This is a genomic window from Alcaligenes sp. Lyrl_28, from assembly GCF_051948705.1.
Classification (GTDB): Bacteria; Pseudomonadota; Gammaproteobacteria; order Burkholderiales; family Burkholderiaceae_B; genus Alcaligenes; species Alcaligenes ammonioxydans.
This window is the reverse complement of record NZ_JAYJLG010000010.1, coordinates 11092-34239: the sequence shown is the minus strand read 5'-3', so window position 1 is coordinate 34239 and position 23148 is coordinate 11092. Positions and strand designations below refer to the sequence as shown.

At 58.2% G+C, this 23148-nt stretch carries 20 protein-coding genes; 9 read left to right on the top strand and 11 right to left on the bottom strand.

Annotation, left to right across the window (positions count from 1 at the left end; genetic code table 11):
• The first annotated feature begins 1 nt into the window (after position 1).
• The 4 genes from rpsC to rpsQ are packed head-to-tail and all read left to right on the top strand — an operon-like array spanning position 2 to position 1672.
• Positions 2 to 775 carry a 30S ribosomal protein S3 gene (gene rpsC / locus VF694_RS16225; RefSeq protein ID WP_003803035.1) on the top strand — a complete coding sequence of 258 codons (774 nt, stop codon included), beginning with the start codon at positions 2 to 4 and terminating at the stop codon, positions 773 to 775.
• A gap of 2 nt (positions 776 to 777) precedes the next feature.
• Entirely contained in the window at positions 778 to 1194 is a 417-nt protein-coding gene (rplP, locus tag VF694_RS16220) for a 50S ribosomal protein L16 (protein WP_003803033.1), read from the top strand.
• 9 nt (positions 1195 to 1203) lie between these two features.
• The gene (gene rpmC / locus VF694_RS16215; protein WP_003803032.1) at positions 1204 to 1395 is read left to right on the top strand and encodes a 50S ribosomal protein L29; all 192 of its coding nucleotides are present in this window, start codon (positions 1204 to 1206) and stop codon (positions 1393 to 1395) included.
• Between the two features lies 1 nt (position 1396).
• Positions 1397 to 1672 carry a 30S ribosomal protein S17 gene (rpsQ, locus tag VF694_RS16210; protein ID WP_003803027.1) on the top strand — a complete coding sequence of 92 codons (276 nt, stop codon included), beginning with the start codon at positions 1397 to 1399 and terminating at the stop codon, positions 1670 to 1672.
• Between the two features lie 328 nt (positions 1673 to 2000).
• On the opposite strand, the gene VF694_RS16205 is transcribed toward rpsQ, so the two are convergent.
• Positions 2001 to 2969: an AraC family transcriptional regulator gene (locus VF694_RS16205; protein ID WP_003803025.1), complete on the bottom strand. Its 969-nt coding sequence runs from the start codon at positions 2967 to 2969 to the stop codon at positions 2001 to 2003.
• A gap of 129 nt (positions 2970 to 3098) precedes the next feature.
• Between VF694_RS16205 and VF694_RS16200 the strand changes: the two genes are divergently transcribed.
• The 5 genes from VF694_RS16200 to VF694_RS16180 all read left to right on the top strand — a co-directional run bounded on the left by VF694_RS16200 (position 3099) and on the right by VF694_RS16180 (position 7575).
• Entirely contained in the window at positions 3099 to 3659 is a 561-nt protein-coding gene (locus tag VF694_RS16200; RefSeq protein ID WP_003803023.1) for a carboxymuconolactone decarboxylase family protein, read from the top strand.
• On the top strand, positions 3644 to 4735 hold the full coding sequence (locus tag VF694_RS16195; RefSeq protein ID WP_219235358.1) for an acyl-CoA dehydrogenase family protein: 1092 nt from the start codon (positions 3644 to 3646) through the stop codon (positions 4733 to 4735). The genes VF694_RS16200 and VF694_RS16195 overlap by 16 nt, the downstream gene beginning before the upstream one ends.
• Positions 4732 to 5541 (top strand): ABC transporter ATP-binding protein, encoded by an 810-nt coding sequence (locus VF694_RS16190; RefSeq protein ID WP_003803018.1) that lies wholly within the window; start codon positions 4732 to 4734, stop codon positions 5539 to 5541. The genes VF694_RS16195 and VF694_RS16190 overlap by 4 nt, the downstream gene beginning before the upstream one ends.
• Before the next feature lie 10 nt (positions 5542 to 5551).
• Entirely contained in the window at positions 5552 to 6748 is a 1197-nt protein-coding gene (locus VF694_RS16185; protein ID WP_131071095.1) for an ABC transporter substrate-binding protein, read from the top strand.
• A 77-nt stretch (positions 6749 to 6825) separates the two neighbouring features.
• On the top strand, positions 6826 to 7575 hold the full coding sequence (locus VF694_RS16180) for an ABC transporter permease (protein WP_003803013.1): 750 nt from the start codon (positions 6826 to 6828) through the stop codon (positions 7573 to 7575).
• 375 nt (positions 7576 to 7950) lie between these two features.
• Here VF694_RS16180 and cysG read toward each other — a convergent pair whose 3' ends face one another.
• The 10 genes from cysG to VF694_RS16130 form a co-directional block, all read right to left on the bottom strand.
• Positions 7951 to 9405 (bottom strand): siroheme synthase CysG, encoded by a 1455-nt coding sequence (cysG, locus tag VF694_RS16175; RefSeq protein WP_131071094.1) that lies wholly within the window; start codon positions 9403 to 9405, stop codon positions 7951 to 7953.
• A gap of 1 nt (position 9406) precedes the next feature.
• Positions 9407 to 11116: an assimilatory sulfite reductase (NADPH) hemoprotein subunit gene (cysI, locus tag VF694_RS16170; RefSeq protein WP_003803008.1), complete on the bottom strand. Its 1710-nt coding sequence runs from the start codon at positions 11114 to 11116 to the stop codon at positions 9407 to 9409.
• A gap of 11 nt (positions 11117 to 11127) precedes the next feature.
• A complete protein-coding gene (locus tag VF694_RS16165; RefSeq protein ID WP_440164908.1) occupies positions 11128 to 12960 on the bottom strand; it encodes an assimilatory sulfite reductase (NADPH) flavoprotein subunit in 1833 nt (610 codons plus the stop codon).
• Between the two features lie 154 nt (positions 12961 to 13114).
• Positions 13115 to 14779: an AMP-binding protein gene (locus VF694_RS16160; RefSeq protein WP_003803003.1), complete on the bottom strand. Its 1665-nt coding sequence runs from the start codon at positions 14777 to 14779 to the stop codon at positions 13115 to 13117.
• 23 nt (positions 14780 to 14802) lie between these two features.
• Positions 14803 to 15375 carry a chalcone isomerase family protein gene (locus VF694_RS16155; protein ID WP_003803002.1) on the bottom strand — a complete coding sequence of 191 codons (573 nt, stop codon included), beginning with the start codon at positions 15373 to 15375 and terminating at the stop codon, positions 14803 to 14805.
• A 19-nt stretch (positions 15376 to 15394) separates the two neighbouring features.
• Positions 15395 to 15913 carry a DUF4442 domain-containing protein gene (locus VF694_RS16150; protein WP_003803000.1) on the bottom strand — a complete coding sequence of 173 codons (519 nt, stop codon included), beginning with the start codon at positions 15911 to 15913 and terminating at the stop codon, positions 15395 to 15397.
• Positions 15914 to 15922: 9 nt separating this feature from the next.
• Positions 15923 to 17248 (bottom strand): OmpP1/FadL family transporter, encoded by a 1326-nt coding sequence (locus tag VF694_RS16145; protein WP_003802999.1) that lies wholly within the window; start codon positions 17246 to 17248, stop codon positions 15923 to 15925.
• A gap of 125 nt (positions 17249 to 17373) precedes the next feature.
• Positions 17374 to 19317, bottom strand: a complete 1944-nt coding sequence (locus VF694_RS16140) for a 3-hydroxyacyl-CoA dehydrogenase NAD-binding domain-containing protein (protein ID WP_440164907.1) — start codon at positions 19315 to 19317, stop codon at positions 17374 to 17376.
• Positions 19314 to 20609: an acetyl-CoA C-acetyltransferase gene (locus VF694_RS16135; protein WP_440164906.1), complete on the bottom strand. Its 1296-nt coding sequence runs from the start codon at positions 20607 to 20609 to the stop codon at positions 19314 to 19316. Before VF694_RS16135 ends, VF694_RS16140 begins: the two co-directional genes overlap by 4 nt.
• Positions 20606 to 22951 (bottom strand): acyl-CoA dehydrogenase, encoded by a 2346-nt coding sequence (locus tag VF694_RS16130; protein WP_003802996.1) that lies wholly within the window; start codon positions 22949 to 22951, stop codon positions 20606 to 20608. The genes VF694_RS16135 and VF694_RS16130 overlap by 4 nt, the downstream gene beginning before the upstream one ends.
• Positions 22952 to 23148: the final 197 nt, after the last annotated feature.

The window sequence follows — 23148 nt, the reverse complement described above, 5'->3', positions numbered from 1 at the left end:
AATGGGACAGAAAATCCACCCAATTGGGTTCCGCCTGGCTGTTAACCGTAACTGGAGCTCGCGTTGGTACGCTGACGGTGCTGAGTTCGGTACGATGTTGGCTGACGACATCCGTGTGCGCGAATACCTGAAACGCAAGCTGAAAAGCGCGTCCGTTGGCCGTGTGGTCATCGAGCGTCCTGCCAAAAATGCTCGCATCACCATTTACTCGGCTCGTCCAGGTGTGGTGATCGGCAAGCGCGGCGAGGATATCGAAAGCCTGAAGGCTGACCTGCAGCGCCTGTTGGGCGTGCCCGTGCACGTTAACATCGAAGAAATTCGCAAACCTGAAACCGACGCTCAACTGATCGCCGATTCCATTGCCCAGCAATTGGAAAAGCGCATCATGTTCCGTCGTGCGATGAAGCGTTCCATGCAAAACGCCATGCGTCTGGGTGCCCAAGGCATCAAGATCATGAGCTCGGGTCGCTTGAACGGCATCGAAATCGCTCGTACCGAATGGTACCGCGAAGGCCGTGTGCCTCTGCACACCCTGCGCGCTAACATCGATTACGGTACTTCCGAAGCGCACACGACGTACGGGATCATCGGTATCAAGGTCTGGGTCTACAAGGGCGACATGCTGCCTAACGGCGAAATGCCTGTTGACACCGTAGCCCCTGAAGAGCGCCGCCCACGTCGTCCACGTGGTGACCGCCCTGAAAACCGCCGTCCAGGTGGTCGTGGTCGCGGTCCTCGTAAAGACGCTGCTCCTGCTGCGTCCGAAGGAGAATAAACATGCTGCAACCTTCTCGCAGAAAGTATCGCAAAGAGCACAAAGGCCGTAATACCGGTCTGGCGACTCGCGGTGCGCAAGTTTCGTTTGGCGAATTTGGTCTGAAAGCCACTGACCGTGGCCGTCTGACTGCTCGCCAGATCGAAGCAGCACGTCGTGCAATTAACCGTCACATCAAACGTGGTGGCCGCATCTGGATCCGTATCTTCCCCGATAAGCCAATTTCGCAGAAACCTGCCGAAGTTCGTATGGGTAACGGTAAGGGTAATCCAGAGTTCTGGGTCGCTGAGATTCAACCAGGCAAGGTCCTGTACGAAATGGAAGGTGTTAGCGAAGAGCTGGCACGCGAGGCATTCCGTCTGGCCGCTGCCAAGCTGCCTATCTCGACGACGTTCGTAACGCGTCAGATCGGTGCTTAAGGAGACGTCATGAAAGCCAGCGAACTCCGTACTAAAGATGCCGCCGAGCTCCAGAAAGAGCTCGAGAGCCTGTTGAAAGCACAATTTAACCTGCGCATGCAGCGTGCTACTCAACAGCTTTCCAACACCAGCCAATTGGGCAAAGTACGCCGCGACATCGCTCGCGTGCGCACTGTCATGGCTGAGACCGCAGGAAAGTAAGATGAGCGAAACTCAAACTACCGAAAAACGTCAACGTACCCTGATTGGTCAAGTTGTCAGCAACAAGATGGACAAAACTGTCGTCGTTCTGGTTGAACGCCGCGTTAAACATCCTCTGTATGGCAAGATCATCGTGCGCTCCAATAAATACAAAGCACACGACGAGACCAACCAGTACAACGAAGGCGATACCGTTGAGATTTCCGAAGGCCGTCCTATCAGCCGCAGCAAGTCCTGGACTGTTGTGCGTCTGATCGAAGCAGCCCGCGTGATCTAAACGCTTGCTCAGATGTCAGGCCTTGGCCTGGCTCTGGTAGGTCAAAAAAACCCCGATCTGTTTACAGATTGGGGTTTTTTTATGCCCCGCTGTCTGCCCCTCTGTGGCGGGAGAAGGCTGGGAAATCAGGGAGGTAAGGGGCGAACAGGGCTCAGGATGATTACCAGAGTCCGTATTTGAGTCTGAACGGGTGGGACAAGCCTTTTGTCTGACCGGCGTGGTAGGCCGCTCGCGGCATCACAATGATCACCTTGGGGCTGATTGTCTGCACGGATGAGCCGCGTGATGACAGGGTTGGACTGTCGTTCGTGGCTGGCGGTGTGGCCGCTCAGGTGCGTGGCTCTTGCTTACGCCATTGAGCCGGGCTGACACCGACACTGCGCCTGAATGCCGCACTGAATGCCGCCGCGGAACTGTAGCCGATGCGCTCGGCGATCTGTTCCATGGTGAGCCCCTGTTCCAGCTGCCGTTTGGCCAGTTGCATGCGTAGTTGCAACAGTATCTGGGCCGGTGCCATCCCGCATAGCAGGGTAAAGCGTCGGTGAAAGGCGGCGCGTGACATGTTCAGATAGGCCGCCATGTCATCGACTGACCAGGCCTTGGCCGGTTCCCGCAGCAGTTGTTCGATCAGACCACCAAAAGCAGGGTCGCTGGCAAGATGGATCAGGCCCGCTGGCAAGGCTCCTTCGGAGGGCGTTTGACCAATTTGCCGCCGCAAAGTGTAGAACAGCAAAAGCTCCACCAGTTTCTCCAACAGGCTGGGGTTGGCCTGTGGGTGGCGCTGCATTTCCGCCTGGATCAAGTCCAGCAAAGGACGGCCCGTATCGGCATCAGCCTGCGAACCGTCAATCAGCAAAACATCAGGCACCGTTGCCAGAAGCAATTCACTCAAACCCCGACCCAAATTCAGAAAGCCGCAGAGCAGGCCGGTGCTCTGGGGCACTTGAGGCTCCAGACCTTGCATGTTTTGCCGCTGCAACGCCGCATTCCAGTTTGGGGGCTTTGGCGATGAGCTCAGCCGGTGAGGAATGTCACGCAGAAAAAACACGGCGTCGCCTGCTTGCAGGGCCAGGGTGTCCTGATGCGGGATGTGTAGCCAGCACGGTCCATGCAAGACCACATGAAAGCCGGCCCGTTGATGCCCGTGCAGGCTGCTTTCCCATTGATTGCAATACTGGCCCAAATGAAACAGGCTGGCCGAGATCTCCAGCCCCGACAAGAGCAGCTCTTCCACAGGGCGCCCTGTGTCGTGGGAGTTGAGGGCGCAATGGCCGTCAGGAAAGGCAGAATCACTCATGTGGAAAATATGCTTATTTCTTTTCGTGGATATTTTTAATATGAATACCGCTATGTTCGCACATGGAGATCAGGCGCCAGTCAATCGACAATAAAACCTTCTCGGATTAACTAAGGAATTGTCGCGATCATGACCCGCTTAACGTTGCATACTGTGGACTCCGCCCCTGAGGCCGTCAAACCAGCCCTGGAAAAAGCTGTGCGTGGTAGTGGCTTTCTCTCTAACCTGCTGGCTATTTTGGCGAACGCCCCCGTTGCCTTGCAAGCCTACCAGGACATGTCTGCCTTGAATGCCACCGCCAGCCTGTCGCTGGTCGAGCGCGAGGTGGTGCAGCTGGTTGCCGGTACCACACACGGCTGCCGCTTCTGCGTGGCCGGTCATACCGCCATCGCGACGAACAAAGCCAAGCTGGACCCAGAGATTCTGGCCGCCTTGCGTGCTCGTGGTTTTGATCAGATCAATGATGAACGTCTCCAGGCCCTGGCCCTGTTCAGCCGCGCGGTGATTGACACCCGTGGTCAGGTATCGGATCAGGATCTGGCCGCCTTCCGTGCTGCGGGCTATGGCGATCAGCAGGCTCTGGAGGTCATTACCGGCATTGGTTTGGCGACCATCTGCAACTTTGCCAATAATCTGGCTCGTACGCCGCTCAATAGCCAGTTGGAGGCCTACGCATGGGAAACGCCTTAACACGCGCCGAACAGGCTGTGCTGGCCTCAGAGCGTTCGGTTTTATCGCCTGCTCTGGCCCAGTGGCTCGAAGAGCACGCCCTGTCGCTGGATAGTGAGGCCTCCCAGTCGCAGGCCTTGTTGCCCCGCCTGGCGCAAGACGGTTTGTTGAGCCTGGGTCTGCAAGCGGACTTTTCCGATTTTGGTGATGCCGTTCAGTCTATTGTGGAAGTGGCTGAGCATTCGCTGACGGCGGGTTTTGTCCTGTGGAGTCAGCGCACCTTTATTGAATATCTGCGTGAGGTTCAGGACCCTGCCATGCGAGAGCGTTACCTGCCCGGTTTGCTGGACGGCAGTATTGCAGGTGCGACCGGACTGTCCAATGCCATCAAGTTCCTGGGTGGCATTGAAGAGCTGCAAGTGCGCGCCCGGCCCGAGCAAGGTCAGTGGCAGTTTGATGGCCGTTTACCGTGGATTACCAATCTGCGTCCCGGTAATTGTCTGGTTGCTATTGTGGCCGCCATGCCCGGCGATCAGGCGGGTATATGGGTGGCCCAGTTGGGTGATTCAGGGCTGGAGCGTTCGGAGGACCTGGATTTGGTCGGCTTGCGCGGCAGCAATACCGCCGCCTTGACCTTTAATGCCGTGCGCCTGGAACAAGAGCGTTTGTTGCATCCTGATGCCGGCCTGTTTGTGCGTTCGGTGCGACCTCGATTCATGGCGTTGCAGTGCGGCATGGCGATGGGGCTGGCGCGTCGCTCCTTAAAGCAGGTACTCAAGGCGCCACGCTGCCAATGGGTGCAGGAACAGCCCGCCCGCCGCTTGTTGGATCGCGTGCAGGAATTGTCGGATGTGCTGCTGGATGCCGTGCGCAAGCCAGACTCGGCCACGCCGCCTGATCTGTTCAGAGTTCGTATCGAGCTCAGCAGTCTGGCGTTGCAGGCCGTGGCCTTGGAAAGCTCCGCGATTGGCGGGGCGACCTATATGCAAGGCAAGCACCCCCAACTGCTGCGCCGTTACCGCGAAGCCATGTTGGTGCCTTTGATATCGCCTACTGTAGCGCAACTGAAAGCTGAACTTGGACAGGATGCCCTATGAGTTCCGCCACCCCCTTGCCGTCTGATTCTGAAGGGGTCGCGCTCTTGTCCGCGCGGGGTATCAGTCTGGGCTACGGTGGCCAGACTATCTTGCAGAACCTGGACCTGAACGTAGGCGCGGGCGAGATCGTCGCGCTGCTCGGTCCCAGCGGAGTCGGTAAATCCTCGTTGCTGCGGGTGCTGGCGGGTTTGCAAAGGCCTACGCAGGGTGAGGTGTCATTTCTAGGGCAGGCTGTGCGAGGGGTTCACCCTGCCTTGGCCATGGCCTTCCAGGAGGCCATCCTCTTGCCATGGCTCAACGTGCAGGCCAATACGGGTTTTGGTTTGGGCTTTGCTCGTCAGCCCTGCGTCTCTGCAGCAGAGCGCCGCCTGCGAGTGGAACAAGCACTGCGTCAGGTCGGTTTATATGACAGCCGCCACCAGCGTCCCGGTGCCTTGTCGGGCGGTATGGCACAGCGTGTGGCGATTGCCCGCTGTCTGGCACGACGTCCACAGGTCTTGTTGATGGATGAACCCTTTGGGGCGCTGGATGAGGTAACTCGTCGTCAGATGCAGGAGTTGATTCTGTCGATTCGCGGTCAGACCGGCTGCGCCATTGTTCTGGTCACTCACGATATCGATGAGGCGCTGTTGCTGGCTGACCGTGTGCTGCTCTTAGGCGGCCGTCCGGCCGGACTGCAGCGTGAGTGGAGCTGCCCGGCACATCCCCGATCTCATTTGGATAACTGGCTTCAGGCCATACGCCTGGAAATTGTGGCCAGCCTGGAGCAAAGCCTCTCCCAGGCGGTTCACGCTTCTGTTTTGTAAGGTGCACTTCATGATTGAATCTCCTACCTCCCGTACCCGTCGTGACTTGCTGAAACTGGCATCCCTGCTGACAGTCGCGGGCGCTGCACCTTTGCTGGCCCAAGGGGCTGCCCGTGCGCAAAGTGAGTCAAATGCGCCTTTGCGTATCGGCTACTTGCCAATCACGGATGCTACCGCCATGTTGGTGGCGCATCACAATGGGTACTTTGAAGAAGCGGGCATTGCTGTTGAAAAGCCTGTCATGGTGCGTAGCTGGGCCCAGTTGATCGAAGCCTTTATCTCCGGGCAGGTCAATCTGGTGCATTTGCTCTCGCCCATGACGGTGTGGGCACGTTATGGCAGCAAGGTGCCTGCCAAAGTGGTCGCCTGGAATCATATGAGTGGCTCGGCCATTACCGTGGCGCAAAATATCAGTTCTGCTGAGCAACTGGGTGGGCAGACGGTAGCGATTCCCTTCTGGTATTCCATCCATAATGTGGTTTTGCAGCATGTGCTCAAGGCCCATGGCCTGACGCCGGTGGTGAAGAACTCGGGCGCGCTGGCTCCCAACGAGGTCAATCTGGTGGTGATGGCGCCGGCCGACATGCCGCCGGCGCTGGCATCAGGACGGATTGCGGGTTTCACTGTCGCTGAACCGTTCAATGCGTTGGCGGAGACCCAGGGCATGGGCCGCATCTTGCGCTTTACCGGCGATGTCTGGCGCGATCATGCCTGTTGCGTGGCCTTTATGCATGAGCAGGATTTGCAGGCGCGACCGCAGTGGTCGCAGGCGGTCGTCGATGGCTTGGTCAAGGCGCAGATCTGGATTCGGGATAACCGTGCCGACGCGGCTCGTATCCTGTCGCGTGAGGGTGGGAATCGCTATACCCCGCACACCCAGGAAAATCTGTTGAAAGTTTTGGCTCCGGACTCGAGCGACCGTGCCCAGTATGTGAAGTCCGGCGTCATTCGTCATCCGGACTGGGATGACCAGCGCATTGACTTCCAGCCTTACCCATTCCCCAGCTATACCGAATCCCTGGTGCACCTGTTGCAGGGCACGCTGATTCAGGGCGAGCGTGGTTTTCTGGAGGGTTTGTCGCCACAACAGGTGGCTAAAGATCTTGTGGACGACCGCTTTGTGCGTGCGGCCTTGGAAAAGCAGGGCGGGCTGACCCAGTTTGGCTTGTCCGAGCAATACACCCGCAATGAGAGCATCGTGGTATGAGTTTGACTGCGTCTGCCCCCCCATCCAGCGTGCCGTCTTTGACGCAGCCCCCTCAGCGAGCGACTGTCAGGCCCAAAATGAACGCCTGGGTAGCCAGCACCTTGTGGGGCCTGGGCGGTCTGGCCGCCGGGGTCCTGCTGTGGTGGTTGGCCACCGCATGGTCCAGCAGCCCCCTTATGCAGCAGTTCGGGCCTGCGGCTGCGTTTCATAGCCTGCTGGAGATACTGGGCTGGTCAGAGACCTGGATGCATGTGGGTGCCAGCTTGCAGCGTATCTTTGTTGGTCTGGCTATCTCCCTGGGCGTGGGTGTGCCCGCGGGTCTGCTGCTGGGTTTGTCTGCCCGTGCCCATGCCGCCTTGACGCCCTTATTTCAGTTCCTGCGCATGATCTCGCCCCTGTCCTGGATGCCGATTGCCGTGATGGCTTTCGGGATTGGGGACGCACCGATTTATTTTCTGCTGGGGGTGGCCGGTGTTTGGCCGGTCCTGCTCAATACCGCTTCGGGTGTACGGCATTTGAATCCGCGCTGGTTGATGTTGGGCCGTAGTTTGGCCGCGACCAGGCTGGAGACGCTGTTGTATCTGATTTTGCCGGGTATTGTCGGGTCTGTGCTGACAGGCAGCCGACTGGCTATTGGTGTGTTATGGATTGTGCTGGTGCCGTGCGAAATGCTGGGTGTGTCCGCTGGTTTGGGTTACCTGATTCTGGATACGCGTGATCGTATGGCTTATTCCGAACTGATGGCGGTGATCGTTCTGATTGGCCTGATTGGCTATTTGCTCGATAGCGCCTTGCGTGCCCTGTTTTCGGCTGTTGCGCAGCGCTGAATGATCAGGCCCTTCAAGGCTGGCCAAGGGCTTGAGTCTATCCGCGTGCTCCCGCCTTTGGTGTGTGCAGAAGCATGAGGAATTGCTCAGTGATGAGTGTTTCCAGACTGTCAGCATCTCTCAAGCCAAGAGCCTTAAGAAAAAAGCCCTCAACGTTTTTGAATGTTGAGGGCTTTGGCGATTTTTTTCTCAAACCATGCCGGTCAGTGACCTCGTCAGCCGCGAGCGCCGCCGGTTGAGTTTGTCGTCCTTCTGCCTGTCTTGCTGGTGATTCCCTGTTCAGAGACGTAACCTTGTGTCTGAATTGCTCGCCATAACGGCCCGGCGCGGCGAGAAAACCTGCTTTGAGATCGAGGCCCGTGTCTGGGCTGGCAATCAGGCTGCGGCAAGCGCCTTGTCCAACGTTGGTTCAATGACGGCACGGGGACTTAATTGATCAATCAACTCGCCATACCAGGACAAGGTACTGCCCAGGGTCACGACCTGACCAATTACCAAAATGCACGGACTGGCAAACTGATGTTGCTGGGCATCTTGGGCAATGGTGTCCAGGGTGGACAACAAGGTGCGCTGCTCCGGGCGTGAGCCGTTTTCAATCAGGGCGCAGGGTGTGGAGGCACTGCGGCCACGCTGTACCAGCTCGTGGCTAAAGCCCAGGATTTGCTGCAAGCCCATGTAGACAGCGACTGTTTGGCTAGTATCGAGCAAGGGATTCCAATCCTCGATTCCGTGCCCGCTTTTGCGATGTGCCGTTACGAACTGCACGGACTGTGCGTGCTCACGGTGCGTCAGCGGGATGCCGCTGTAGGCGGCACATGCGATGGCAGCCGTGATGCCGGGCACCACCTCAAACGCGATGCCATGCTCGGCCAGATGCTCCAGTTCTTCGCCGCCCCGGCCAAAAATAAAGCCATCGCCGCCTTTCAGGCGCACGACGGTCTGGCCAGCGCGGGCGTAGTCAATCATCAGCTGATGAATGCGGTGCTGGGTTTGATGATGGTCCTCGCCCAACTGTTTGCCCACAAAAATACGATGGGCGTCACGGCGGGCCAGTTCCATCACCTGATCGGATACCAGGCGATCGTACAGAATCACGTCGGCACGGTTCAGCGCGCGCAAGGCGTGCAGGGTCAACAGTCCGGGGTCGCCTGGGCCGGCGCCCACCAGAATGACACGACCTTGAGAGACACGGGGGGCTTCAGGCTCTTGCAGCGCGTTTTCCAGGCTAAGACGTGCCTGTTCATCCTGGTGGCTGCGAAGGGCGGCGCCCACCGGGCCATCCAGCAACCAGTCGTAAAACCGGCGGCGCGCACCCAGCTCGGGGCGGGCGCGTCGAATGGCGCTGCGGTACTCTTGCGCCAGACGGCTGATCGCCCCCAGACTGTGGTCCAACATGGTTTCCAATTGCTCCCTGACTCGTCGTGCCAGCATGGGGGCCGAACCGGCCGAGGAAATGGCAATAATCAGGGGGGAACGATCCACGATAGCAGGCACTTGAAAGCTGGACAGCTCGGGGTCGTCCACCACATTGACCAGAATGCGCGCTTCCTGGGCGTCCTGGGCGATCACCTGGTTTACTTCCCGCTTGTCGGTTGCGGCAATGATCAACCAAGCCCCCTGCAGGTGCAGGGCCTGGTAGCGTTCCCGGATCAGGGTAATGCGTCCCTGACGAGCCAGAGCTTCCAGGCTGTCCACCACATAAGGGGCGACTAGCGTGACCTGAGCTCCGGCAGCCAGGACCAGACGTACTTTGCGCTCGGCAATTTCGCCACCGCCGATCACCAGTACTGCACGTTGTTTCAAGTTGGCGAATAAAGGAAAGAGGTTCATGTCAGGCCGGCTGTAAAACCAGGGGAATCAGACGGCTCGTGGGTTCGGCAATGACGCCGACGCGCACTAGGAAATCTCCGAAGTGCTCATCTGGCAGACGCTCGGCTGCGAAACGGCCAAACAGCTCGTCCAGAATGCTCAGGATTTCCGGTTCGGCAATATTCTGACGATAGATCACGTTCAGACGTTCGCCGCTGAAGTTGGCTCCCAGGCGCAAGTCATAGCGGCCCAGTGCGCGTCCAACCAGTGCAATTTCACCCAGGTAAGGGCGGGCGCAGCCGTTGGGGCAACCGGAAATGCGCAGCACAATGCGCTCATTACGCAGCTGGTATTTGTCCAGCAGGGTTTCCAGCTTGGGCAACAGGATGGGGGCGTAGCGTTCGCTTTCGGCCATGGCCAGACCGCAGGTGGGCAAAGAGACGCAGGCAATTGTGCTGCTGCGTATGCCACTTTGCGTTTGATATACGTCCAGCTTGTGGTCGGCCACCAGTTTGTCGATAGCGGTTTTATCCGCCTCGGGAACGTCGGCAATAATCAGGTTCTGGTTGCAGGTCAGCCGGAAATGGCCTTGATGAATCTTGGCGATTTCACGCATGCCGCTTAGCCAGGGACCTGTTTCGGTATCCATGAGGCGTCCCGAATCCACCCGCAGGGTCAGGTGCCAGCGGCCATTGTTGCCTTGAATCCAGCCAAAACGGTCGCCATTGTGGTCAAAGTGATAGGGCCTTGAAGGCTCCAGAGTATGACCACTGCGGTTTTGTACCTCTTCCAGAAACCAGTCTGCCCCCAGCTTGTCCACGGTGTACTTGAGACGGGCATGACGACGTTCATCTCGATTACCGTGGTCCCGTTGGGTGGTGATGATGGCCTCGCATACCGCCAATATCTGTTCGGGGCGCGCAAAGCCGATCACGCTGCCCAGGCGCGGATACGTGGTTTCATCTCCGTGGGTGGCGCCCATACCGCCGCCGATCGCCACGTTAAAGCCCTGCAATTGATTGTTGTCGATAATGGCGATCAGGCCGATGTCCTGCGCAAATACGTCCACATCATTCAAAGGCGGCACGGCAATACCAATCTTGAACTTGCGAGGCAGGTAGGTTTTGCCGTAAAGCGGCTCGAAATCCTCGCCGTCAATGGCGTCTTCGACTTTTTTGCCATCCAGCCAGATTTCGGCGTACGCGCGGGTTTTGGGCAGGAAGGTTTCAGAAATCTTGTCAGCCCACTCTTGTACCAGGCCGTGCTGCTCGGACAGCAGGGGGTTGGTTGCGCTGACAACCTGGCGGTTCACATCGCCGCAGGTTGCCAGGGTGGTGGACAAGGCGTCGTTAATGGCGCGCAGGGTGGGTTTTAAAAATGGCTTGCGTACGCCGTGCCATTGAAAGGTCTGACGGGTGGTAATGCGCAGGCCGAACTGGGCCCAGTCACAGGCGATCTTGTCAAATGCCAGCCACTGGGCAGGCGTCACCACGCCACCGGGCAAGCGGGCGCGAATCATGAAGCTAAAGGCCGGCTCCAGCTTTTGCTTGCGGCGTTCTTCGCGCTGGTCGCGATCGTCTTGCTGATAGCTGCCGTGAAATTTCAGCAGTTTGTTGTCGTCTTCGCTGATGGCGCCGGTAATGGGATCGGCCAAACCCTCGGTAATGCTACCGCGCAGATAGTGGCTATCAATCTTGACCTGTTCGATAGCGGCGATTTTCTTTGTTGTCATGTCCTTGCTTCTCAGTAAACGTCGCGGGCGTAGCGGCCCTGCGCCGAGAGTTCTTCCAACCAGCTGCGAGCCTGGTCTGCATCCAGTCCGCCTTCCTGCTGCGCTATTTTTTGCAGGGTCTGGTGAACGTCTTTAGCCATTTGTGTGGCATCGCCGCATACATAAATATGGGCACCGCCCTGAATCCAGGCATAGACTTCGGCCGCTTTTTCCAGCAGGCGATGTTGAACGTATATCTTGTTTTCCTGATCCCGCGAGAAAGCCAGATCCAGGTGCTGCAACTGCCCATCCTGCAAGGCGCGCTGCCATTCGGTCTGATAGAGGAAATCAGAGTGAAAGTGCGGATTGCCAAAAAAGAGCCAGTTGCGGCCTTTACCGCCCTGGATGCCGCGTTCCTGTACAAAGGCCCGGAAGGGAGCAACCCCAGTGCCAGGGCCAATCATGATGACGTCCCGGTCGTTGTCCTCAGGCAGGCGAAAACGCGTATTGGGATCGATAAAGACCGGCACGGTATCGCCTTCGCTGCGGCTGGCCAGATAGTCCGAGGCGACACCCCACCGATCCTGTCCGTTGAACTGGTAGTGCACATTGGCGACGGTCAGATGTACTTCCTCGTCCACTTCGGACTGGCTTGATGCGATGGAGTACATGCGCGGTGCCAGAGGGCGCAAGGCTTGTACCAGCTCGGCAGCGCTCCAGGTGGCCGGAAAGCGTTCCAGTACGTCCAGCACTTGATGGGTCTTCAGCAACGTTTGCAAGGTGTTCAAACCGTCTGGGCCCACGGCTGTTTGCAGCACGGTATCGCTGTTGCGTTTGGCCAGTTCCACCAGGAAAGGTTTGGTCAGTTGGGTGAGTTCGCGGTAGTGGCTGAGCCATGCTTGCAGCGTGTGCGAGGTGCCCTGAATGGTGACGGTTTCCGTCGGGTCCAGCTTCAAGGTTTGAATGACGGCTTCAACCAGCTTGGCATTTTGTGTAGGCCAGACACCCAGAGCATCACCGGGTTGGTACTGCAGGCCACTGCCTTCCAATGACAGCTCATAGTGATAGATAGTGCGGGTGCTGTCACGGCCCGTGATGCTTTGACTTTGCAGGATGGTGGCCTGGAAGGGATTATCACGGGTATAGCTGCTACGCGCTGGGGTTTCCAGTACGGTGACGTTACTCGATTGCGCAGCAGGCGAGGCTGCTACAGCGTGGGCCTGGTGATCCGTTTCCAGAAAAGCAAAAGCCTTGTCCTGCCAGGGGGCGGCTACCGTATCAATATCCAGATCGGCCAGGCCTGTATCCAGGATGCGCTCTGCCCCCAGAGCGACCAGACGTTGATCGATTTTTTCCGCGATCCCACAGAACAAGGGGTAGCTGGAGTCGCCCAGACCCAGCACGCCAAACTTCAATCCGGGCAGCTTGGGAGCGCGGGCACCGGAGAGGAATTCGAAAAATCCGATGGAGTCGTCGGGCGGGTCGCCTTCGCCCTGCGTGCTGATAATGACATACAGCAAACGCTCTTCTTTCAGCTCGCGCGTGGGGTAGCGGTCGGCGCGCAGCAGGCGCACGGCAATACCGGCCGCCTCACACCGTTGAGCAAAAGCTTCGGCGACGCGTTGAGCATTGCCCGTTTGACTGCCAAACACAATGGTGGCAGGACGTTGGGCGGGGGCAGCGGCGGCCGGTACCAAAGACAGTTCAGGAGCGGCCGGCACCTGAACGGGAAGCCCGTTATGGCGTATTTGTGCGACCCCTGCGAGATAACCGGACAGCCAGTTCAGGGACAGCGGATCGAGCTCTTCGGTGATTTGGGCAATCGCGGTGCGATTCGTTTCCGAGAGGCGGGACAGGGCGTGCATTCTGACACTCGCTTATATGAATAGTTTGTCCCATTCTAAAGAGCGGTATCAGGGTGACGAACGATCTGATTCTTATTTGTTTATGAATATGCCGGTTAATGAAAAAGGGGCATAAGCCCCTTTCATCTTCGTCTAAGCCTGCGCCAAATACGTGCTAGGGACGCAGTTCCCGTCGCAGGATTTTGCCAACGTTGGTGCGTGGCAAGTCGTCGCGGAATTCAACATAGCGTGGCGCCTTGTACCCGGTCAGGTTCTTGCGGCAAAAGGCAATGACCTCTTTTTCAGTCAGCGCGGGATTACGGCTGATGACATAGAGCTTGACCACTTCACCGGCTTTCTCGTCGGGAACCCCAACGGCGGCAGCCTCGACAATATCCGGGTGCTGCGCGGCAACCGCTTCGACTTCATTGGGATAGACATTAAAGCCCGAAACCAAAATCATGTCTTTTTTACGGTCAAGCAAAAACACGTATCCGTGCTCATCCATATAGCCGATGTCACCCGTGCGCAAAAAGCCGTCCCGGTCAAAGACCTTGGCGGTCTCATCGGGGCGCTGCCAATAGCCAGGGGTCACTTGCGGGCCGCGAATGCACAGTTCGCCTGTTTCTCCCAAAGGCAGGTCGTTCTGGTTTTCATCACGGATGCGGATGTCGGTCGAGGGTACGGGCAGACCAATTGATCCGGTAAATTCCAGCTTATCCAGGGGGTTGATGGTGGCGGCTGGCGAAGTTTCTGTCAGGCCATACGCCTGTGCCAGGGGTTTACCGGTTGCTTCCAGCCAACGCTTGGCGACGACTTCCTGTACTGCCATACCGCCGCCCAGCGTAAAGCGAAGTGAGGAAAAATCCAGTTTGCGGAACTCGGCATTGTTCAGCATGGCGTTGAACAAGGTATTTACGCCGGTAATGGCGGTAAAGCGCAGCTTGGCCATGTCCTTGATCATGGACGGAATATCGCGTGCATTGATGATCAGCAGGTTCTCCGCCCCCAGGCGAAGAAACACCAGCAGGTTCGCGGTGAAGGCGAAGATATGGTAGAGCGGCAGGGCGGTCACCACGCAGTCGATCTGGCCTTCTTTGAGGTAGGGGCGAATCCAGGCCAGGGCCTGGCTCAGGTTCGAGACCAGATTACCGTGCGTCAGAATGGCGCCTTTGGCTACGCCCGTGGTGCCACCGGTGTACTGCAGACATGCAATGTCGTCGTGGGTCAGGGTGACCGGGGCAGGGGGGCGGGTACGGCCCTTTGCCAGCACCGATTTAAAGGACAGGGAACCGGGCAAGGACCAGGCAGGCACCCCCTTCTTGATATGGCGCACCACTTGGTTGACCAGCCACCCTTTAACGCTGCCCAGGCAGTCTCCCACACTGGTCACAATAATTCGCTTGATGGGAGTCTCGTGCAGGATTTCTTGCAGTACGTGCGCAAAGTTTTCAGCAATGATGATGGTCTCTGCGCCGCTGTCCTGCAGTTGGTGACGCAACTCCCGGGCGGTATACAGTGGGTTGGTATTGATAATGGTGGCCCCGCTGCGCAATACGCCATACAGGCTGATGGGGTACTGCAGCATATTGGGCATCATCAGGGCGACTCGGTCGCCTTTTTTCACACCCTGGCTTTGCAGCCAACTGGCCAGCGCCAGGGCATTTTCAGACAGTTCACGAAAGCTCATGCGCTTGCCCATGCTGATATAGGCCGTGCGCTGCGCGAACTCGGTGCAGCTTTGCTCAAATACATCCAGCAGGGATGAGTACTGCTGGGCCTGATCTTCGATCGTGGCAGGAATACCGGCGGGGTAGCTCTGCAGCCAGACTTTATCCATGAAGCGCTCCGAGGCGTGTAGGTTCAAGACAATCCCAGCAGGGCCTTTTTGAGCGATTCTTGGGCAGGTTTCTTGCCTAACCAGATTTTCAACAAGGCAGGGGTCAGCCCCGGGTGAGAGAGCTCGCCCAGCATTTTGTCGTTAAACAGGATTCTGACCTGGGGGGAGTTCATGTCCAGAATCACGATATCGCCCTCTTTGGCTTGCCCCACCTGGCGCATCAGATCCTCAAACTGTTTAAGGACCGGGTCCAGGTCTTGTTTTTCAGGATCGGTTAGGTTGTTGTGAATGCCTTCTTTCAGTGCATCGATCAGGGTTTGGGCATCCAGATCGCGTTTGAGAACCAAGCGAACCTGATGCGGCCCGGGGGACTGGATGATGGCTTGGGCATCCTGCGACGGGGAGGCGGTATACAAGGCGGCGACGTACACATCAAAAACAACTTTCTTGCGCAGGCCTGCCCCATTGAGTGTCAGGCTTTGTTGGTCCACCATGACGGCATCAGGCACGGAGACCTGCGCGACGGTGGCCGCCTGAACGGCGGGTAGCCCAAGGGACAGACTTAAAATCAGGGCGGCACAGCGGGGGGTAAACATGAAGCGGTCCTCCTGCAAATTAGCGTGATTGTGATTTCTGCTTGTAAAAGTGGGCGTCGGCAATGTAGATGGTGCGTTCCACCGTGGTGTAGACCTGTCCTTGCGGGTCCTGGATGTGTACGGTGAAGGTGGCTTCAGCCTCGTGATACTGGTCTAGCTGTCCTCGTATTGCGTCCAGTTCTTCCGGACGGATTTGAAAATCGGCGTACAGAGTCTGATAACCGGGACGGCGATACTGGATCTCTGCATTTTTGTCCCACACGATCACAGGGCGTTGCAGGCCGGCCAGCAGCATGGTGGCGTGTACGCCGTCCGTGATGGCAAACAGGGAACCGCCAAATAAGGAGCCATTGATATTGCGGGTGCGTCGACGCAATGGCAGGCGTACGACGATGTGCTGCAGGTTTGGGGAAACTTTATGGACCCGCCCCCCGGTCGCCCGGAAGGCGGGGTGCCAGTTAAAGCCCAGCTGCAAAAAGCGGGCACGCCAGGTGGGAGGCAGGCGTGCGAGCAGCTCCATGCGGCGACTGCGGGCCATGGTGCATCCTTAGAAGCGGTAGGTGAACTGCACGCCCAGAATGTCGCCACTGTTTTTATAGGTACCGCGAGTCAGGCCGCGATTGACGACATCGGTGTTGTTGTTCATATCTGTATTTTTCAGGAACAAGTGGGTGTAGCCGATATCCCAGGTGGCGTTTTTGCTGGGGCGGTATTGCGCACCCAGAGACACCCAGTAACGATCGCTGTCAGGCAACGCAGTGGGGCGGTAGTTTTCATCACGTACTGGCGATTGGTCCCAGGCCACCCCCCCTTTGAGGGTCCATTGCTCGTTGTAATGGTAATTGGCGCCCAGGGCGACGCGCCAGGCGTCCTTGAATTTCAGTTCCAGACCGGAATCCCGGGCGCCGGGGCCGCTGTTTTCGATAGTCAGGCGCGGAATGCTGCTCCAGCCGGTCCAGGATACGTCGGCCAACAATTGCCAGCGCGAGTTCAGGTCGTGTACCAGACTGACAATAGCAGTGTCAGGCAGCTTGATGGTGGCTTCGGCATCCCAGTTGATATTGGGTGCAGGAATGCCGGCGGGGACATTGCGATTGCGCAGCTTGGTGTCACCATCAGCCGTGATCTTAATCTGGGAGCGGTAGGACACGCCCAAACGTGTGCTGGGGGTCAGTTGATAGAGTAAGCCGGCGTTCCAACCCCATGCGTCGCCCTTCATCTTGACGCGGGTGTCCATATCCAGGGGGCCCAGTGCAGGATGGTAGCCGACCGGCGTGGCCAGGCGGTAGTCCGCGTCAATGTGCAGCCAGTTCACCCCCACACCGAACGACAATTGATCGTTGACCTTGTAGGCCACCGAAGGGTTGACGTTGACGGTTTCAATGGCGAATTTTTCGGAGTGATAACGACCAATCCAGCCTTCATCGTATTCGGTAGTCAGACCAAACGGTACGCCAATACCCAGACCCACCCACCATTTGGGCGAGAGCTGGTGAGACAGATAAATATTGGGAACTGCCGCTACTTTACCCGCATCGCCGCCCGAGCCGCCGGTTGCCGGACGGCTGGCGCCACCGGTCAGGGCCAGGGGATCGGTACTGCCTTTATCGGAGAATTTGAACGTGGGTTTGATGACATTCAAGCCGGCCGAGAAGTTGTTGTCGGGCAGCAGGGTCATGCCAGCCGGGTTGAAGTAGATCGTGCTGGCATTTTCACCAATGGCAGCCGAGCCTGCGTAGGCATTGCCCAGGCCGCTCGCATTTTGTTCGAGCAAGTTGAAACCAGCCGCATGGGCCTGGCCCATGCCCACGCTCATTCCCAGAGGAATGAGCAAGGCAGGAATGGTACGCAAAGCTACAACCGTCTTTTTCATGTCTCTTCTCCAAGGTATAGGTGCGACGTCTGACAGAGGCTTATGACAAGTTTTAAAACACCTGTTTGTTTTCTATGGTGCATGACCTAGGCCAATCGGCGTATAGGTATTTGTGCCAATTCGAGCTAATTGCGTTGTTTTTGTGTTGCTTTGTAATGCAGCGGCCCTCCTCGGAAGGGGGCAAAGCCTGTACCGAAAATGACGCCTGCATCGGCCAGATCTTCGTTTTGCACCACCCCGATGCGCACCTGGTGCTCCGTCTGTTCGATCAGGCGCTTGATCAGGCGATCTGCCAGACCGCTGGGTATCGTTCCTGCGGGTGGCTTCTGGGCTTTGCCATCTTTCCAGGTATAGAAACCCTGGCCCGTTTTGCGACCCAGCTCCTGGCGATCCAAATGGCTTTTCAGGCAGGCGGGCATGACGGCCTGCTGGCTAAGTTGCGCACCGGCATCCCGGGCAATGTCCAGACCTACCGTGTCGGCCAGTTCAAGTGGTCCCATCGGCATGCCGAACTGGACCATGGCTTTGTCCACGGTGGCCGGCTCCAGTCCTTCGTCCACACAGCGCATGGCCTCGAGCATGTAGGGCGCCAAGACGGCATTGACTAAAAACCCCGGGCTGTCTTTGACGGGCAAAGGCAACTTGCCGATCTGGTTCACAAAGGCGTAGGCGGTGCTGCGTACGTCAGGTGCGAGCAATTCGCTTTCCACGACCTCAACCAACGGCATGCGAGAGACCGGGTTAAAGAAGTGAATGCCCACCAGCCGCTGCGGATTGATCAGATTCAGGCTGAGTTCGGACAAAGGCAAACTGGAGGTATTGGTCGCCAGAATGGCCCCCGGCTTCAACAACGGCTCTATCGTGGTGTACAGGCTGCGCTTGGCGTCGGCGTTCTCGAAGATTGCCTCGAGCACCAGATCCGCTGAAGCGATGCCATGACCGTTCGGGTCCGGGATCAAACGATCCAGCGCCGCCTGCACCAGCCTGCGGTCTTTCAGACGGCGCTGGAACAACTTGGCGGCCCGCCCCTGAGCCTGTGCGATCCGCTCTCGGTCCTGATCCTGCAAGGTCACTCGCAGGCCTTTGAGAGCACATACTGCAGCAATATCGCCGCCCATGACGCCCGCACCTACGACATGAATATGACTGAGCACTTGTGATGAGGCGTGTTTGCCGATGCTCTTTAGCCGCTCCTGCAGGTGAAAGACACGCAGCAGGTTGGCTGCGGTGTCAGAGCGGGTGATCTGTTCAATCAGCTCGGGTGCTTTCAGCGCGTTGCCATTGTGTTTCTCCCAAATTTCCAAAATGGCGCGAGGGGCTTGATAGTGTTGATACGGATCACGTTTTTCCAGTTGCTGGCGTATCTGGCGAGCCACCAGGGGACGTAGCAGCTTGCTGTTCATCAGACGGGGCAAGCCCTGGGCACGACGAGGTTTTTTACCGCTGAGAACCTGCTTGACGGCCGCTTGCCGGGCCAGACGCACCGGGACGCAGGCATCGACGATGCCCAGACGGGCTGCCTTGCGCGCATCGACGCTTTTGCCACTGAGCATCAGGTCCATGGCGGCAGCCGGGCCGATGTATTCAGGCAGGCGCAACATTCCTCCCCAGCCTGGGAAGATACCCAGCATGACTTCGGGCAGAGCCAGGCGCGTGTCGTCCTGATCCACGGCCAGGCAGTAGCGACACGCCAGGGCCAGCTCCAGTCCCCCGCCCAGGCAGTGGCCTTGTACCAGTGCCAGGGTCGGATAGGTTTGCTTGGCCAGTTTGTTGAACACCGTCCAGCCGCGCGTGACCAATGCCAGACCCTTTTCAGGATTGTTGCCGTGTTCGGAAAACTCGTCGATATCAGCCCCCGCGATAAATCCGGCGGCTTTGCCTGAGTAAATGATCAACGCTTTTGGGGGATGGCCGCTCAGGTAATCCAGGGCCTGATTCAGTTCTTGCAACACGAGTGCAGAGAGTCGATTGACCGAACTGCCCACACAGTCGATTTTCAGCCAGGCAATGTGCTGATCGTCCGTATGCAGGGTGAAGTTTTGCAAATCCAAGGTAGCGACAGGCATCATGATTCAGTTCCTTGCAGCGATTCGATCAACATGGCGCCGCCCTGGCCACCGCCAATACAAATGGCGGCCATGCCCAGACGCAAGTTGCGACGACGCAGGGCATGCAGGCAATGCAGTACGATTCGGGCGCCAGAGGCGCCCACCGGGTGGCCGATCGCAATTGCGCCACCGTCCACGTTGAGCTTGTCCATGTCCAGCAAGCCCAGGGCATCACGTCCCAGATGCGTCTGGCACCATTGCTGATCGTCCCATGCAGCGCGACATGCCAGCACTTGCGCCGCAAAGGCTTCGTTGATTTCCCACAAGTCCGGGCCATTCAAGGCCAAACGATTGCGTTCCAGAATCGGTGTGGCCGCAAATACCGGCCCCAAACCCATGGTGGCCGGGTCCAGTCCCGCCCACTGGGCATCCACAATTCGGCCTATCGGTTTGAGCTGGTGCTCTTTGACGGCTGTCTCGCTGGCCAGAATCAACAACGCAGCGCCATCGGTGACCTGTGAGCTGTTGCCCGCTGTGATGTTGCCCCAGGGCGGGTCAAAGACCGGACGCAGCTTGGCCAGCTTGTCAGGTGTGGAGTCCGCACGTACGCCATCATCGTTCGGGTAGCTGTTGCCGCGCGTATCGCTGAGCGGCACGATCTCTTCAAACGCGCGTTCGTGTTGCGCACGCAGAGCCAGACGATGGCTGCGAGCGGCAAATTCGTCCATGTCCTGACGGCTGATGCCAAATTGATGGGCCAGAATTTCTGCGGTCTGCCCCATGGATAAGCCGACTACGGGGTCTGTCAGCCCCTTGAGCAATCCGATGACGGGTTTCAGGTAAGACAGCCGCAGGCTGCCCAGTGCTTTCAGACGTGCGCCCATGCTGCGAGCTTTGCCCCAGCCTGCCAGCCAGCGAACCATATCGTCGCTGAACAGGATGGGGGCGTGAGACAGGGCATCTACGCCGCCGGCCAGTACCAGTTGCGAACGACCGGTTTGGATGGCCTGCACACCTGAATCGAGCGCTTGCATGCCCGAAGCGCAGTTGCGCATCACTGTCCAGCCCGGCACTTTATGGCCGGTGCCCAGACGCAGACCCAGCACCCGGCCAATATTGGTTTCATCGGGCGAGGGAGCCGCGCAACCCAGAATGACTTCGCTGAGCTGCGACGCCTCAAAGGGTTGGCGCAGCAAAAGCTCGCGGCCGGTTTGTACCGCCAGGTCTCCCGCTGAGAACGGGCCGGGCGCGTTACGCGCTTTCAGAAACGGGCTGCGTGCGCCGTCAATAATATAGACCGGTTGAAAACTCATGCTTGGCTCCCACTGGTGGTTTCAGTGGCGGCGCGTTCCCGGCGCAGATCGAAAGGGAAATCGTCCACGGCGATCACTCGGTCGCGCAGGACATCGCGCGCCTGAATTTGCTCGAACTCTTGAGCGCTGATTCCGCCTGCCTGGAAGACCGCTTCGGCTATATCACGTACGTTGGCCTTGGGGTTGTCCTGTAACTGACCGCTCTTTTCGAACTGACGGATTTTCGCGTCAATATCGCGAGTATTCAGAGCCGCCAGCAATGCCGCTTCGATAGCGCCCACGGGCTCCTTGTCATCGTTGGGCAGATAGGTGTCGTAGGTCAGGCGGTCACGAGTGGGGCCGGGTCGGGTCAACAGTTTGGCGACGGCATGATCCAGCTTGTCATTGGGTCCCAGGCGGCGCAGGCCTAGCGGAAAGACCAGCAGGCGCAGCAGGCCAGCCAAAGGTCGGTTCGGAAAGTTTTCCAGCACCTTGTCCAGGGCATGCTGTGTGCGCATCAAGGCATCCTGGGCCGCCCAGTGAGCTAAAGGCGCATCTTCTTGTTGACGGCCTTCGTCCTGGTAACGCTTGAGGACCGCGCTGAGCATATAGAGTTCGGACAGTGCATCTCCCAGACGAGAGGAGAGGCGCTCGCGCATTTTCAGAGAGCCGCCCAGCACCAGCATGGAAGCATCGGCCAACAAGGAAAAGGCTGCGCTGTAACGGCTGGCCTGACCGTAGTAGGGATGCATGGACTTGGCTGTGCCCGTGGGGCCACTTAGCAAACGCCAGCCACCCAGGCCTAGCCAGAAAGAACGGCCCGTGTTGGCCAGAGTGTAACGAACGTGAGCCCAGAAGGCTTGGTCAAACTTGCGCAGTCCAGCTTCACGATCCGGGTCCAGCGCAGCAGTCATTTCTTCCAGAATGAAAGGATGGCAACGGATCGCGCCCTGACCAAAAATAATCAGGCTGCGCGTCAGAATATTGGCGCCTTCTACCGTGATGCCGACTGGTATTTGTTGGTAGGCGCGACCCAGGAAATTGGAGGGGCCCAGGCAAATGCCTTTGCCGCCGATCACATCCATCCCGTCGTTAACCACCATGCGGCCCCGCTCGGTCACATGGTATTTGACGATGGCTGAGACGACGGATGGCTTTTCGCCCAGGTCCACCGCCGCGGCTGTCATGGTGCGGGCGGCATCCATGGCATAGGTGTGGCCAGCAATGCGAGCCAGCGCTTCTTCCACACCTTCAAACTTGCTGATGGCGCTGCGAAACTGGGTGCGTACGGCGGAATACCCGCCTACCGCGCGGCTGGTTAACTTGGCCATGCCGGTAAACGAGGAGGGCAAGGAGATGGAGCGCCCTGCCGCCAGACACTCCATCAGCATGCGCCAGCCTTGCCCGGCCATGGCAGGGCCACCAATAATGAATTCCAGTGGCATGAAGACATCGTTACCGCGGGTCGGGCCATTCATGAACATGGCGTTCAAAGGGAAGTGACGACGACCGGTCTCTACCCCTGGGTGATCGCTGGGGACCAGGGCGCAGGTGATGCCAATGTCTTTCTCTCCCCCGAGCAAGCCGTCCGGGTCATAGAGGCGAAAGGCCAGTCCCAGCAAGGTGCATACCGGGGCCAGAGTGATGTAGCGCTTGTCCCAGGTGACGCGCATGCCCAGTACTTCCTGACCTTCCCATTCGCCTTTGCAGACAATCCCTACATCGGGAATGGCCGCCGCATCGGAACCGGCCCATGGGCTGGTCAGGGCGAAAGCGGGGATGTCACGGCCATCAGCCAGACGGGGCAGATAGTGTTGCTTTTGCTCATCGGTGCCGTAATGCAGTAGCAGCTCGGCCGGGCCTAGTGAGTTGGGCACCATGACCGACACGGACAGGGCCGAGTTGCGTGTCGAGAGCTTGGCCACCACGGCCGAGTGCGCCTGTGCCGAGAAACCGCGACCACCGTATTCCTTGGGAATAATTAGACTGAAAAAGCGGTTTTCTTTCAGGTAGTTCCAGACTTCGACGGGCATGTCGAAGTCTTCCTGGCTGACTTGCCAGTCATCAATCATGGCGCAGGCCACATTGACTTCATTGTCCAGAAACTGACGCTCTTCCTCGGTGAGCCGATAGGCGGGGTAAGCGCTCAAGGTATTCCAGTTGGGTTTTCCACGAAACAGCTCACTTTCCCACCAGACTGTCCCTGCCTCCAGCGCATCGCGCTCAGTTTGGGACATGGCGGGCAAAACACTGGAAAAGGCACGGTAAATTGGGCGACTGAGCCACTTAGTGCGTAGATTCCGGTTTTTGAGAACGTAGACGCAGCCAAGCACCAGCAGTATCAATAGCAAGGTCAGAAACATAGCAACTCCGGACTAGCTCAAAAAGAAAAAGAATGCCCCCATGCAGCCCCTTCAGCGTGCTGCCCCCTGAGGGGGCGCTTTGTACCGTGGGACGGCTTGGCGGTAGGAAAATTACCCCCATGCTGCGCCGCTGGCTTGTTGCCCCCTTGGGGGGCGTTTTGTCCCTCGGGACGGCTCAGCGGCAAAAACACCTTCAT

Coding starts and splice junctions, on each gene's coding strand:
- VF694_RS16155 (WP_003803002.1), bottom strand. CDS start 15,375: ATGTTTACCCCCCGCTGTGCCGCCCTGATTTTAAGTCTGTCCCTTGGG.
- VF694_RS16150 (WP_003803000.1), bottom strand. CDS start 15,913: ATGGCCCGCAGTCGCCGCATGGAGCTGCTCGCACGCCTGCCTCCCACC.
- VF694_RS16140 (WP_440164907.1), bottom strand. CDS start 19,317: ATGATGCCTGTCGCTACCTTGGATTTGCAAAACTTCACCCTGCATACG.
- VF694_RS16135 (WP_440164906.1), bottom strand. CDS start 20,609: ATGAGTTTTCAACCGGTCTATATTATTGACGGCGCACGCAGCCCGTTT.
- VF694_RS16190 (WP_003803018.1), top strand. CDS start 4,732: ATGAGTTCCGCCACCCCCTTGCCGTCTGATTCTGAAGGGGTCGCGCTC.
- cysG (WP_131071094.1), bottom strand. CDS start 9,405: ATGAACCTCTTTCCTTTATTCGCCAACTTGAAACAACGTGCAGTACTG.
- VF694_RS16165 (WP_440164908.1), bottom strand. CDS start 12,960: ATGCACGCCCTGTCCCGCCTCTCGGAAACGAATCGCACCGCGATTGCC.
- VF694_RS16185 (WP_131071095.1), top strand. CDS start 5,552: ATGATTGAATCTCCTACCTCCCGTACCCGTCGTGACTTGCTGAAACTG.
- VF694_RS16130 (WP_003802996.1), bottom strand. CDS start 22,951: ATGTTTCTGACCTTGCTATTGATACTGCTGGTGCTTGGCTGCGTCTAC.
- VF694_RS16160 (WP_003803003.1), bottom strand. CDS start 14,779: ATGGATAAAGTCTGGCTGCAGAGCTACCCCGCCGGTATTCCTGCCACG.
- VF694_RS16145 (WP_003802999.1), bottom strand. CDS start 17,248: ATGAAAAAGACGGTTGTAGCTTTGCGTACCATTCCTGCCTTGCTCATT.
- VF694_RS16200 (WP_003803023.1), top strand. CDS start 3,099: ATGACCCGCTTAACGTTGCATACTGTGGACTCCGCCCCTGAGGCCGTC.
- rplP (WP_003803033.1), top strand. CDS start 778: ATGCTGCAACCTTCTCGCAGAAAGTATCGCAAAGAGCACAAAGGCCGT.
- rpsC (WP_003803035.1), top strand. CDS start 2: ATGGGACAGAAAATCCACCCAATTGGGTTCCGCCTGGCTGTTAACCGT.
- rpmC (WP_003803032.1), top strand. CDS start 1,204: ATGAAAGCCAGCGAACTCCGTACTAAAGATGCCGCCGAGCTCCAGAAA.
- cysI (WP_003803008.1), bottom strand. CDS start 11,116: ATGACAACAAAGAAAATCGCCGCTATCGAACAGGTCAAGATTGATAGC.
- rpsQ (WP_003803027.1), top strand. CDS start 1,397: ATGAGCGAAACTCAAACTACCGAAAAACGTCAACGTACCCTGATTGGT.
- VF694_RS16205 (WP_003803025.1), bottom strand. CDS start 2,969: ATGAGTGATTCTGCCTTTCCTGACGGCCATTGCGCCCTCAACTCCCAC.
- VF694_RS16180 (WP_003803013.1), top strand. CDS start 6,826: ATGAACGCCTGGGTAGCCAGCACCTTGTGGGGCCTGGGCGGTCTGGCC.
- VF694_RS16195 (WP_219235358.1), top strand. CDS start 3,644: ATGGGAAACGCCTTAACACGCGCCGAACAGGCTGTGCTGGCCTCAGAG.